The 13,069-nt window shown below is 49.6% G+C and carries 6 protein-coding genes; 1 reads left to right on the forward strand and 5 read right to left on the reverse strand.

The features are described 5' to 3' along the window. Positions 1 to 51: 51 nt before the first annotated feature. The 4 genes from HMPREF0670_RS08345 to HMPREF0670_RS08360 are packed head-to-tail and all read right to left on the reverse strand — an operon-like array spanning position 52 to position 7,901. The gene (locus HMPREF0670_RS08345; protein ID WP_009230725.1) at positions 52 to 1,656 is read right to left on the reverse strand and encodes a glycoside hydrolase family 32 protein; all 1,605 of its coding nucleotides are present in this window, start codon (positions 1,654 to 1,656) and stop codon (positions 52 to 54) included. 11 nt (positions 1,657 to 1,667) lie between these two features. Continuing rightward, positions 1,668 to 3,050, reverse strand: a complete 1,383-nt coding sequence (locus HMPREF0670_RS08350) for a DUF4960 domain-containing protein (protein ID WP_044077983.1) — start codon at positions 3,048 to 3,050, stop codon at positions 1,668 to 1,670. A 2-nt stretch (positions 3,051 to 3,052) separates the two neighbouring features. Continuing rightward, positions 3,053 to 4,783 carry a RagB/SusD family nutrient uptake outer membrane protein gene (locus HMPREF0670_RS08355; RefSeq protein WP_009230727.1) on the reverse strand — a complete coding sequence of 577 codons (1,731 nt, stop codon included), beginning with the start codon at positions 4,781 to 4,783 and terminating at the stop codon, positions 3,053 to 3,055. Between the two features lie 13 nt (positions 4,784 to 4,796). Further along, the gene (locus HMPREF0670_RS08360; protein WP_009230728.1) at positions 4,797 to 7,901 is read right to left on the reverse strand and encodes a SusC/RagA family TonB-linked outer membrane protein; all 3,105 of its coding nucleotides are present in this window, start codon (positions 7,899 to 7,901) and stop codon (positions 4,797 to 4,799) included. A gap of 2,382 nt (positions 7,902 to 10,283) precedes the next feature. Between HMPREF0670_RS08360 and HMPREF0670_RS08365 the strand changes: the two genes are divergently transcribed. Further along, positions 10,284 to 11,615, forward strand: a complete 1,332-nt coding sequence (locus HMPREF0670_RS08365) for an ATP-binding protein (protein WP_009230730.1) — start codon at positions 10,284 to 10,286, stop codon at positions 11,613 to 11,615. A 175-nt stretch (positions 11,616 to 11,790) separates the two neighbouring features. On the opposite strand, the gene HMPREF0670_RS08370 is transcribed toward HMPREF0670_RS08365, so the two are convergent. After that, positions 11,791 to 13,038 (reverse strand): esterase, encoded by a 1,248-nt coding sequence (locus tag HMPREF0670_RS08370; protein ID WP_316928772.1) that lies wholly within the window; start codon positions 13,036 to 13,038, stop codon positions 11,791 to 11,793. Between the last annotated feature and the right edge of the window lie 31 nt (positions 13,039 to 13,069).

Here is a 13,069-nt window from a genome sequence, read left to right on the forward strand (position 1 = left end):
CGGGTTGCCTGCGACACTTGGCCAAAGACAACCCGTTGAGTGATAAGCTGGTTATTTAGTTGTACCTACACTGAGGTTGCTAACATTAACTTCGCCGCCATAGCTGTTGATGCTCCAACAGTTTTTGGCCATGTTGTAGATGCGGTTGGTGTAGCAACACACGTCGTTGACGTACATCACCAGCACGCTGTTGTCGGTGTATATGGTTACGTTATAGGTGTTGTCGGCGGGTCGAGCAAACACATAGCCGTCTATTCCTTCAACAAAGCCCTTACCCTTCGGTCCTTCTTCCTCGAAGTTCACCTTGCGTTTGTCGGCTCCTTCGGGGTTAACCACTAGGGTGTACCACTTTTCCGAGTCGGTTCCACGAACAAACGAGATGCCGAACTTATCGGTGTTGGCGGCCGTTTTCACGGTGAAGCTGATGCGGTTTACCTGTCCCAATCGGTGGAAAAGCGCCCATGCCTCGCCTTGTAGCTTCATGTTGTCGTCGTTTTGCGTTACGCCTTGCGCGCTTTGTGCCATCAGTTTGGGGGCGGCGTTTTGGCCAAACTGCGTGCTAATGGCAGGCACTTCGCCAAGTGTTAGCGTGCCGTCGGCATGCTGTATCAGGCGATGCACCACTAGATTGCCTGCCCATTCGGGCTCGTGGGGATAAGCCCCAACATCCGTATTGTTGTTTCCGGGACGCGTAGGACACCATCCCCAAATGTAGCGGTTAGTGCCGTCGCTAGCCGTTTTGCCTGCATAGAAACCGCGACTGTCGAGAAATCCCTCGTGGTCGTCGGGCCATTTGCCTGCATCGTTGGCCGTAGCAGCCTTCAATTCGTCGAGGGTGCGCCCCTTGAAGTATTGCACGCGGCGCACGGCAGCATGTTTTTCGCTGTAAACCAAGTACCACCAATCGCCCATCTTGAAGAGGTCGGGACACTCGTAAAAGCGATCCCACATCATCGTCATAAACACTCCGACGTGTTTCCACGCCTTTAAGTCGGCCGAAGAAAACTCTGCCAACACGCCTTTTCCATCCTTATAGGTGGCCACGAGCATGCGATAACCGCTGCCATCTTCGGCCTTATAGACGTAAGGGTCGCGGAAATCGTTGGCGCTATAACCATAGTCGTTGCCGCGAATGGCGAACGTTTGGTTCTTGGTCCATGTCTTAAAGTCGGCAGAAGTGGCCACCATCACCACCTGTGCATTGTCGCCTTGGCGTGGCTGATGCTTGTTGCCGGTGTAGAAGGTGTAGTAAGTGCGCTGCGTTTCGTCGTAGATGGTAGAGCCTGTGCCCAATGCCGCATCTTGTTCGGCAGCTCCTCCGCAGGGTATCAGTTCGCCTAACGAAGTGTAGTGAGCTGCATCTTTGGTGCTGACTGCCCAAATGGGGTGATAGGTTGCGGCAGGGTTGGGACGATAATCTTGCAGATAAAGCACCTTAAAATCCTTTTCCACGGGGTCGAAGAAGGGCATGGGGTCGCCCACGAAACCTGCAAATGGCTTGTAATAGGTGTCTTGTTTCTTGTCGTCTACAGATTGGAAGAAGGTTGTTGTTCCCTGCCAGTCGCGCTCTTCAACTATTGGCGCGTCGCTTTCGCAGCTTGCTAGCGGTGTGGCTAGCAAGGCAAACGAAGCGATGATATATGCTGTTTTGTTCATTGTTGCTGGGTTTATCGTTTAAGAAGGTTGATGGCGTTGCGCGTTAAAGTGGCTACGTTCTGGTGATAATGTGGCGTTACGGGGTCGATGCTGTACCAGTCGTAGCAGCCCGAACCAATGCAGACGATGCCGCCCTTGGTGCCGTTGGCGGGAATTTCCCATGCCACGATGGCGCCATCGCCACCATATCCAAGGTCGCGCGCACCGGTTTTGTTGCGCCAAGTGTCGTAATCGGCATATCCACCCCAGTCTGCGCCGATGTGCCATTGGGCTGTCGAGTTGGTGATGCGATAGCCTGCGTCGCAGGTAAACACGTCGTTGGGGGCGTCGCTCTTCATCACGAGGTTGCGATAAAGCGCGTTATCGGTGTGTCCGCGCATAGAGAAGCTCCACGGCGAGCCTACCGTTTCGGCCTCAGTTTCTTTCTGTCCCCAGCAGTTATTGGGCACAGCATCGTTCTTCATCGCCCCGATGAAGGCCGGCATGTTGGTGGCATAGCGCGTAAAGAGGAACGAACCGCCTGCGTTGTAGTAGTCGCGAAGGGCCACCGATGCCTCTACTGCGGCTGGTGCAGCCTTCTCGAAGGCCTCTTTTCCATCCACTCCGCCGTCCTTATGGTAGTGCCACCATATCACCTTGCAGGCACTTAGGTCTATGTTTCCGTTCTTAATGTCGGCGAACGAGGCGTAAAGCGAGTTGGGCACGTTGGCCAACATCCAGCGACAAGCCGTTAGCTCTTCGATGTTTAGTTGGTCCATGCTCTGTGCTAAGCCCACGAACACCACTTCGGGCTTGCCTATCTTCGTAACGGTTACGGTGTAGGTGGTGGTAGCGGTGTTGTTGGTAACGGTTATTTGCACAGGTTTGGCAAAGCTAGTGGCCACTCCGCTAGCGATAGAGGCTGTGGCGTTGTCGCTCAAAGTGAATGTGGGAACGAGCGAAGAGAGGTTGAGTGCCTCGGGAACATAAACCGAAATGGTTCTTGCCCCTTCGTCTATGATGCCCGTATACAGGTCGTTTATCTTGAAACTAGTTATCTTTGCCTCGTCGCGGCGCACGCTGATGGTCCAGTCTTCGTACACGTCTGCGTTACGCACACGCATCGTTCGGGGCGTGGTAAAGTCCAGATGGTCGCCCTGTTTGATGTTGGCCGTTGCGCCTGCGCTAAGTTGCAGGGTGGTAAGTTCCATGTTGCTGACATCATAACTTTGTGGAACACGCACGGTTATGCTGCGTGTAGGCAGGTGGGTTGTGCCTTCGTATTTGTCTAATGCAAGGGCTTGCACGTTACAGTCGCCACCCAGTTGCAGGTCGCTAACGTTGCTTTCGCTGCACGCCGTGATGGCAACGAGCGTGGCAAAGGCCATCACGATTTGGGTTATCAGGGTTTTCATCGTTACCAATCTCCTATGTTTTGTTTGTAATTACCTTTAGATGCGGCCACCTGTGCATGGGGTATGGGCAGGTATTCGTTTTTGTTGGCGGTGAAGTGGGCACCGTTATATATGGCGCAATCGTTGGCTTCTTCGGCGTAATACTTATTAATGACACTGGCTGCCTCGCCCCAACGCACGAGGTCGAAGAACCTTTCGCTCTCCATTCCCATTTCCAAACGGCGTTCCATTTTCACGATTTTGAGTGTTTGGGCTTGGTTGTAGCTGCCTGTGTATTGGCCAACATTGAGCCTAACGCCATATTGCGACTCGTAGTTGGCTATGGCGGCGGTGCTTTGTTTGGCTCTTCTACGTAGTTGATTAACCAGTGCCAGTGCCTCTTGCAGGTGGTTCCCGCCTAGTTGGGCCAAGGCCTCAGCACGTTCGAGCAGCACATCGGCGTAGCGGAACACGATGCGATTCATGGGCGTTCCCCACCACGAACCTTTAATGAGGTATCCGCTTTTGGGGTCGACGTTTTGCTTTAAGGTTACGTAATAGCCATAAAGCCCGTTCGAACGGCTCCATGTTGCAGAGCGGTCCATCATGAAATCGCGGTTAAACTCGTAGGGCAAGCCAGGCATGCCCACGGTGAGGAACAGGCGTGGGTCGGCATAATCGCGGCTCTTGTCGTAGTCGGCCTTGTTAAAGTCGTCTATTCGGGGCAGACCCGCGTTGTCTGTACGATAGGCGTTCACGAGGTTTTGACTAGGCTTATAGAAGTCGCAGCCGCCGTCGGTAACGCCAGGAATGTTGGGCACAATCAGTCCGTAGCTCCAATTGAGGTTGCCGTATGTTGTTCCGTCGTTCATCGAATACTGCATGGCCCAAATGCTTTCGGGTCCGTTTTCGTACTGCGGTTCGGGTCTGAAGTTGTTGTGGAAATCGCTTTCCAATGCAAATCCGCCTGCGGCATAGATGTCGGGTGCGGTGTATTGCAACACCTTTTGCAGGTCTTCGGCAGAGATAGAGGTCACTTCGTTGCTGTTTTCGTTGTCTTGACGATAGGCCTTGTACAGGTAAACCTTGGCCAAGAAAGCGGCAGCAGCGGCTTTCGAGGGCCTACCCACTTCTGTTTGGCGTGCGGGCAGCACGTTATAGGCCTCTTCAAGGTCTTTGGCAATGAGTGCCCAACCCTCGTCGTTGCTGTATTGGCGGTTCGAAAGGTTGTTGTATTGTTCGCTCGTCAGACTTGGATCTACTACAAAGGGGATGAATTTGTATAGCCTTTTGAGCAAGAAATGACCGTAGGCACGTAGAAATTTCATTTCAGCCAGGCGCTGTTCTTTCAGTGGATAGTTGGCTGCATCGGTTTGTTGCAGCAGCTCGATGGCGGTATTTACGCGCGATATGCCGTTGTACAGCCGTTGCCACATGTCGCTGATGTTCCAATTGGTGGTAAGTATGCCTTGCGACACTTCCAGTTGGTGGAACACATCGCCGTCGCTCGTGCCGTTTCCACCCTTATAGGCATCGTCGGAACGTACGTCGAAGTTCCACATCGAGAACGAAGAGTTGATGTCTTCGGCCGAAATCCAGATGGCATAGGCCGATATAACCAGCTTGTCCACGTAGCGGGCATCTTTCACTTGGTCGTTGTTTAGCGTGCCCTGTGGTTTCTGTTCGCCCAAAAAGTCGTTGCAGCTAGATGCCAGCATGGCGCAAAGGGCTAATATGATGGTTGCTTTTTTCATTGTGATTGAACGTTTAGAAAGTGACGTTTAGGCCGAAAGTAAGGTTCAAGGGGATGGGATAACCAAAGTTGGGGTTCTCCGGATCAACGCCCGTAAAGCTGCTGCTCTTGATGGTGAGCAGGTTTTGCGCGCTTACATAAAGGCGCAGGCGTTCCATCATGAGTTTCTTAACAACGGCCTGGGGCAGGTTATAACCTAGCTGTATGGTGCGTAGTTTGAGGTACGAACCATTCTCAACCCAGTAGCTCGACACGCGTTTCTCGTTGGCATTGTCGGATAACGACAGGGCAGGGATGTCGCTTGAGGGGTTGGATGCGCTCCATGCGCCCAGCAAACGACGGCCTTTGTTCAAGAAACCGATGTTAAGACCGGCCCAAAGGTCGGTTTCTTTCTTCAAGTCTGAGATGATGTCTACACCCTGAACGCCTTGCCAAAACATGGTGAGGTCTAGGCCTTTGTACTCTAAGTAGACGTTAAGGCCATAGCTAAATTTGGGCACGGGCGAGTAAATCCACGTTTGGTCGGCCTCGGTTATCTTGTTGTCGCCGTCCAAGTCGCGGTATCTAATTCGGCCAGGGGCCGCTCCTTGCTGTTGCGCATGGTTGTCTACTTCGGCCTGACTCTTAAAAATGCCGTCGGCCACATAGCCCACTTGCGCGCCCATGGGATGCCCAATGACGCTCTTTACGCCGTTTCCGCCGAACGTTCCGTTGGCTGCCACGGTTTCGGGCAATTTGGTTATCTTGTTGCGATAGGTAGATAGGTTGGCGGCCAGGTCGTATTTAAGGCCAAAAGCGGTGGTGTTGCGATAGCCTAAGTTCAGTTCCACGCCGCGGTTTTCCATCTCGCCGGCGTTAATCCATTGCGTGCTGCCTTCGCCCATGGCGGCAATGCCGGCCATTTGCACAAGTATGTCGCGCGTCTTTTTATAGTACCAGTCTACACTTCCATAGAGTGTGGCGTTGAAGAACGAGAAGTCGGCACCCAGGTTGGTTTGCGTGGTGGTTTCCCATTTAATGTTGTCGTTGCCTATTTGGTCGCGCTTAAAGCCCGAATCGAGTGTGCGACCGCCGTTGGTGCCTGCAATGTCGTAGGATGTGTCATAGCTTTGACCGCCGTTTTCGTTCACGCCGTAGTTGCTAACATACACGGTGTAGCGTGCGATGTTGGATATTTCTTGGTTACCCGTTTGTCCCCACGAGGCACGCAGCTTGAGGTCGTCTATCCACGAGGCACGATTGAGAAAGCGTTCGCGGTTGATACGCCAACCAAGCGATAGTGCGGGGAAGGTGGCGTAGCGGTTGTTCTTGCCGAAACGCGATGAACCGTCGTGGCGAAGGGTGAGCGATGCCATATAGCGGTCGTCGTAATTATAGTTGAGTTTGCCAAAGAACGACACCAGCGAGTAACCCGAACCGCCGCCACGACTTTGTGCTGTGCCCACGCCTGCGCTTGGCCACATGTAATCGGGCGAGAGAATGAGGAACCCTTCCTTATAAGCCGAGAAGTAAACGTCGTCTTGGCGATTAAGCTCCATACCCGCCATGGCATCGGCGCGGTGCTTTCCGCTCTCCACGTTGTAGGTAGCCACGGCGTTCCACATCCATTTTGTCCAATGCTCTTGCTTGGGTTCAACGGCGTTGGTGTTCTTAGCCACGTTGCCTTCGGTAACGGGATAGGTGAAGAAACGTTGCATCTTTTGACTGTAATCCAAGCCGAAAGTGGAACGCAGGTTGAAGTTTTTGAAGGGGTTTAGGTTGATGTAAGCATCGCCGAACATGCGCCAGTAGGTGTAGCGGTTGTCTTTGTTGCGCTCTAACACGGCCACGGGGTTGTAACGGTCGGGATAACCGCCCACAGGTCCGCCCCAATTACCATCTGTTGTACGCACAGGTAGCGAGGGATTGAACTGCAAAACGTTGGAGAGGAAACCGCCAGGAGCCTGCACTTCTGATGTACGGTTTAGCGTGAAATGCTCGCCAACGGTGAGTAATTTGCCGATAAGCTTATATTCGGTGTTCATTCGGGCCGAGAAACGGTTGAAGTCGCTTTGCTTGATAATGCCCTGATTGTTGTAATATCCCAAAGAGAAATACGAACTGCCTTTCTCTGAACCGTTGCTCACTGCCACGTTATATTGCTGCACAAAACCCGTGCGCGTGGTTTCGTTAAACCAGTCGGTGTCTGCCGCTGGTGTTTTTCCTGCTGCATCAAGGTATTTCTTCATGCTCATTCCCTGCAATGTGGGCAGGCCTTGCGCATCGTATCCCCAATTGAAATGATAGCCCAAACCATTGGTGTTGGGGTCCATGCCATCGTTAACGTAGGCTTGCCACATCACCTGGCCATACTCCTTGGCATTAAGCACATCAAGCTTGTGTACGTAAGTGGCGGCCGAGATGGAGGCGTCTAGGTCTACACGTATGCGCCCGCTCTTGCCTCGCTTGGTGGTGATGATGATAACGCCGTTGGCGGCACGACTTCCGTAGATGCTGGCCGATGCCGCATCTTTAAGCACCTGTATGCTTTCTATGTCGTTTCCGTTCAGCTCGTGCATACCCGCCTTTGTGGGAACACCATCTATAATATATAGCGGGTCGTTGTCGTTAAGCGTACCCACACCGCGAATACGCACCGTGGCTTGTCCCGAAGGAGCACCATCTGCGGTGATGTTCATGCCCGGCACACGTCCTTGCAAGGCTTTGATGGGGTTGTTTTCGTTTTGTTTGGCCAGGTCGTCGACGTTAACCACCGACACGGCACCCGTTAGGTCGGCCTTGCGTTGGGTGGTATAACCTGTCACCACCACTTCGTTCAGGCTCTTGGCGTTTTCTTCCAATGCGATGTTCATGCTTGTCGTGGCCTTCACTTCAATGGTTTTAAACCCCAAGTAAGATATAACCAGCGTTGCCCCGCTGTTCACTTCGAGTTTAAAATTGCCGTCGATGTCGGTGACAGTTCCGCGTGTGGTTCCTTTCTCCACAACGGATGCGCCCGTGATGGGTTCGCCGTCGGTGGCCGAAGTAACCTTTCCACTAACGTTTACGCCTTGCGCGTGGGCAAGGGCGCATACGAAAATAGCCATCGCGATGATAAGAAGAGTTCGTAGCTGCTTCATTTCTTGTTGCGTAATTAGGTTTTGTAAATGTAGGATTGTTGCTTATAGGTGTGGGTCAGCGCGTCTGTTCATCGTCTGATGCGGCTCTGAAGAATAATTGATTTATGTCAATTCCATTGCGCTTTCTCCCCATCTTCTGCGGTGGCAAATTTAGTGCAACCGCGTGTAAAAGGCATGCAATAATCGTTCAAATGCTTGCAAAAATCGTTCATGAAACATTTTTGTAAGAGAAAGAAACGTTTAAAGGTGAAAAGGTGAAAGGGTGAAAAGGTGAAAAGATGGCTGCGCCTTTAAAGGTGAAAGGGTGAAAAGGTGAAAAGGTGAAAAGATGGCTGCGCCCCACCGATGAGCGAGCAGGCCTAATGTAGCTAAATAACTAGGATGCCTAGGAAACCTAGAATAACTAGGAAATCTAGAATAACTAGAAAACCTAGAATAACTAGAAAGCCTAGTATAACTAGAATACCTAGAAACCCTAGCCCACTTGCCAGCTAAATGTTCGCAACCTATCTACATGACTATCCCCCAAAAGTCAACGTTGAACGCATGCGTTCAGCCATCGGCCCAGGGGGATAGACGGGGTGTTTTCAAAGAGATTGATTGTCTAATTGTTGTAGTGCGAGTGTAAAATGGAAGGAATGCGAACAAGCAATCAAACAACCACCCATCGCCCCCGCTAGTTTAATGATACAACCTTCATCTCTGAAATGCTATGCAAAAGTAATGATTTGTTCAAAAACGTACAATAAATACTCTAAAAAACACTTTTTATGGCCTTATTTATTGATATAGATTATAAAATAAGGCTGTTTTCTGATGTTGTATCAGGGTTAGAGAGGGCTGTGCAGGGGTTAAATTATTGGGAGCTGTTATGCGAAAAAACGAGAAGGTTTAGATAAGGCAGGGGCTAGAAAATCCCCACTAAGGTTCAATCGCTGTTCCTTGTATCGCTCTTCACTGGCTTGTTTATTTTTGTTCGGCATCTTGCCATTGCTCTTTCAATGGCATCGTGCGTGATGCTCCTTCAAGAACTAAGCCATAACAGCTCGGCTACAAACTAGCCATACAATAAAGGCAGCGCAGTTCTTAGAACCTGGAATAAAAGTTTGGAAAAACATAGGGCAATAGCGATTATGTCTTACCGTGTGTAAAGTTTTCGGCGCGATTTTTAACATTATGAGTGCCCTTTTTATCCACCAATCGCTCGCCTTGCCGCAAAAAATTGATTCTCGCGAGGGTTTGTTTCGGTGCTAAAAGGGCGTTGTTGTAGATGCAGGCAAAATGAATTTTTATTTAATGGAACAGCCATTTGCCCCAGTTTTGGGGCTATTTGCAGCAAAATACACTGCGTTTTGCCGCAAAACGCAGTGCAATATGCCGCAAAATGCAGTGCGTTTTGGTGCTAAATGCAAGGTAAAATGGTGCTAAACGCAAGGTAAAATGGTGCTAAATGCAGTGCAAAGTGCAGCTAAATGCGAAACAAAAAGCATAAAAATACACCGCAATGGTATAAACATAACCTTTTAGATCCATGAAACACATGGCTGAAAAGGGCAAAATACCCATTAAAATGTGGGTTTTTAGTACTTAAATGCAGATTTTTGGGACCGAAAAAATTACGAGTTGGCCACCTTCTAGAAAGGCAAAATGGTGCAAAATGCAGGGAAATCACTCAAAAAGGACAAAAACGAGCGCGCGTAAAGCTGAAAAATACCCCTAAAACCTTGCTTTTGATGCCTTTTTCTCGCTAGAATGGGGTGGGGATAAGGGTGTGTTTTGTAAAGAACGTGGAAGGAGATTTTGTTGATGGGAGGTTGAATGCGAGAGTGGACGAAAAGAATTGAAAGGCGAAAGGGTGCGAAACCTACTTTGTTTCTAGGCTTTTGTCCTCGTGAGATTTGCCCTCGTTCGTTATCCTCTGCTAACAATTTCAGAAGATACTGCTGGGCTGCGCGCCGTGGGGTTTGCCCTTGTTCGCTGTCCTCTTCTAGCAGCCCATTGTACTGCCGCCACCACAGGCAACGTGGGATTTGCCCTAGTTCGCTGTCTTCTTCTTACTAATTGAAATGCTAGCCGCTGTTTATGTGCGGTTGCCTATGTTTACTTGCAGCTCAAGTAGTTCTCTCCAAAACTCTGATAACCATCGCCTGATGTTTGTGTAAGCCGCTTTCAACCCCGCCATTACGCCCCATAACGCCACCTTTTGCTTATATCTTGTCCCAAACATTTTGGTGTTTTCCCACTTTTTATCTTAAAACAATTTGGTGTTTTTACACTTTTTACCCTAAAACAATTTGGTGTTTTTACACTTTTTGGACTAAAACATTTTGGTAAATCAAAAATATAGGCTAAATTTGTGAAGTAAAATACAGGTGGTGGGCAATGAAACGAATTTTCAAACGCAAGTTGTATGAACGACTTCTAGAATGGAAACGTGTTCAGAATGGCAAGTCGGCCATTTTGATAGAGGGCGCTCGGCGAGTGGGGAAATCAACGCTTGTTGAACAGTTTGCTAAGAACGAGTACGAGTCGTACATACTTATCGACTTTAACGAGGCGTCTGATGAGGTGAAGTCTTTGTTCAGTAATATTATGGATAAGGATTTTCTCTTCTTGCAACTCCAAGCCATCTACAATGTTGTATTAAAAGAAAGGCGGTCGGTTATCGTCTTCGACGAGGTGCAAAACTGCCCCCTTGCTCGCCAAGCCATTAAATATTTGGTTAAAGACGGCCGTTACGATTATATTGAAACAGGTTCGCTTATCAGCGTAAAGAAGAGCACAAAAGACATCACTTTGCCCAGCGAAGAAGAGCGTGTTACGCTTTATCCTATGGATTATGAGGAGTTTCGATGGGCTTTGGGCGATGAGGTTACTGTGTCATTGCTACGTACTTTTTACGAAAAAAGGCTGCCTTTGGATAAGGCCCATCGTGATAAGATACGCGATTTTAGGCTTTATATGCTCATTGGCGGTATGCCCCAAGCCGTAGAAACCTATCTTGAAACGAATAATTTTGCTTTGGTAGACCGTGTGAAACGTGGCATTATCAATATTTATCAGGCCGATTTTCAGAAGTTAGACCCAACAGGACGCTTGGAAACGCTGTTTATGGAGATACCCGCTCAGCTAAGCAAAGCCAATGGTAGATATAAGCCGTATTCTGTGCTTGGTAAGGTGGATGGAGACAAACTGACGGATTTAATGAGAAATTTGGAAGACAGTAAGACTGTGCTTATTTCGTATCACTCGAACGAACCCAATGTGGGCATGTCGTTAACAAAAAACCTTTCGCGGTTCAAGGTGTTCTGTGCAGACACGGGCTTGTTTGTTACGCTTGCCTTTTGGGATAAAAGTAACACCGAAAATGTTATTTATCAGAAGTTGTTGAACGACAAACTTAGCACTAATCTTGGTTTTGTTTATGAAAATGTTGTTGCCCAAATGCTTGCTACTTCGGGCAATAAGCTGTTTTATTACACATGGGCAAAAGATGCCACGCACAACTATGAGGTTGATTTCCTACTTTCGCGAGGAACGAAATTGCATCCCATAGAAGTGAAGTCCTCGGGTTATAACAGCCACGTTTCGCTCGATGTGTTTTGTGAGAAGTTCTCTCATGTGGTAGACAAGCGGTATCTTATCTACACAAAAGATTTGAAACGTGATGAGAAAACGCTGTTGTTGCCTGTGTATATGACGATTTTTTTGTAGGTCAGCAACTTGTTTGGGGGCTGTTTTTAACGATGTAATGCCTTTCTTTGGGCGTGTTCTAAACGCTCCCCGCTAAGGTTTAATCGTTGTTCCTCGTGTGGCTCTTAGCTGTGTTTAAAGCAAGGAGGGTAGGGGGATAAGGCCGTTTGTGGCTCCTACATACCGCAACCTCACACTATTTAAACACCTTTTGCGCAAACATTGTAAGGTAAATTCGCCAATTGCGCCATATATGTCCGCCATCGGTTTCCACATATTGGTATGGATAATGGTTGTCGTCGAGGAAGTGGCGAAGGTCTACATTCATCTGATAAAGGAAGTCGGTGTTGCCAATGGCAATCCAAAAAAGTTTGGGCTTGCTTGCAAACAGCCGTTGCATCTGTGCCTGAAAAGCCTTGTCGGTACACATTTTGGCGTACAGCGGAGCACCCAAGGGGTTGATGTGTCTGCCTGTATAGATGGCGGCAGAGAAAAGTCCGTAGTAGTGGAAGGTGGTGGGGTATAGCCTGCTTATGCCAAAGGTGTGGCCACCACCCATTGAAAGTCCGCAAACGGCACGCCCGTTGCGGTTTTTGATGGTTTTATAGTGGCTGTCAACGTATTTTACGATGTCCATAAAACTCTCTTCCATGCTCATTGCCGAGGCGGTTTTAGGCCCTGTTTCGCCCATGAACGAAGGTCTATACATGCCAAACGACCACTCACCGGGAGCCGCCTGACAGTTGGGGTTGCCGTTGGGCATCACCACAATCATGGGTTTGGCCTTGCCTGTGGCGATAAGGTTGTCCATTATTTGTGCGGCTCGCCCTAGCTCGCTCCATGCGTTTTCGTCGCCGCCTGCACCGTGTAGCAGGTATAGCACGGGGTAAGCCTTGCCCTGTTCGTAGCCTGCTGGCGTGTAGATGGTCATGCGGCGGTTCATTCCCAAAGCATCGCTGCGATACCAAACTTTGAATAAGTTGCCGTGCGGCACTTCGTTAACGCTGTACATGTGGCCTTTGTCGCTTTGCTTGTTGGATATGATGAAGATACTGCTCAGTGTGGCAATGTCGCGACTGGTGTATACGTTGGCCGGGTCGGTTATTCGCAGTCCATCTACGTCGAAGGCGTAGGCGTATAGTTCGGGAGCAAGGGGCGGCGTGGTGTAAGTCCATACGCCTTGCTCGTTCTTCTGCAATGGTGCGTGCTTAGTAATTTGGTTTTCTGTCTTCGTTCCTTGCGTGTCCTGCTTGGGCAGGAAATCGCCGCTAACGCTAACGGCCTTTGCTTGTGGGGCAAAGAGGTTGAAAGTGACGCTGCCGTCGGCGTTTATCACGGGCGAGAGTACTTGCGCGGGGGTTGAAAGCTGCTCTTGCGCCATGCCGTTTACCCATGCCATGAGGGTTAATAGGGCTAGTAACATCGTTTTTTTATTCGTCCGCATGTTGTTTCTTTATTAATTATGGTGTATTGTT

It is taken from the genome of Prevotella sp. oral taxon 317 str. F0108 (assembly GCF_000162415.1).
Taxonomy (GTDB): domain Bacteria; phylum Bacteroidota; class Bacteroidia; order Bacteroidales; family Bacteroidaceae; genus Prevotella; species Prevotella conceptionensis.

Bases quoted from the DNA above. Each gene is read 5' to 3' on its own strand.
- HMPREF0670_RS08345 (WP_009230725.1), bottom strand. From the start codon at position 1,656: ATGAACAAAACAGCATATATCATCGCTTCGTTTGCCTTGCTAGCCACA.
- HMPREF0670_RS08350 (WP_044077983.1), bottom strand. From the start codon at position 3,050: ATGAAAACCCTGATAACCCAAATCGTGATGGCCTTTGCCACGCTCGTT.
- HMPREF0670_RS08355 (WP_009230727.1), bottom strand. From the start codon at position 4,783: ATGAAAAAAGCAACCATCATATTAGCCCTTTGCGCCATGCTGGCATCT.
- HMPREF0670_RS08360 (WP_009230728.1), bottom strand. From the start codon at position 7,901: ATGAAGCAGCTACGAACTCTTCTTATCATCGCGATGGCTATTTTCGTA.
- HMPREF0670_RS08365 (WP_009230730.1), top strand. From the start codon at position 10,284: ATGAAACGAATTTTCAAACGCAAGTTGTATGAACGACTTCTAGAATGG.
- HMPREF0670_RS08370 (WP_316928772.1), bottom strand. From the start codon at position 13,038: ATGCGGACGAATAAAAAAACGATGTTACTAGCCCTATTAACCCTCATG.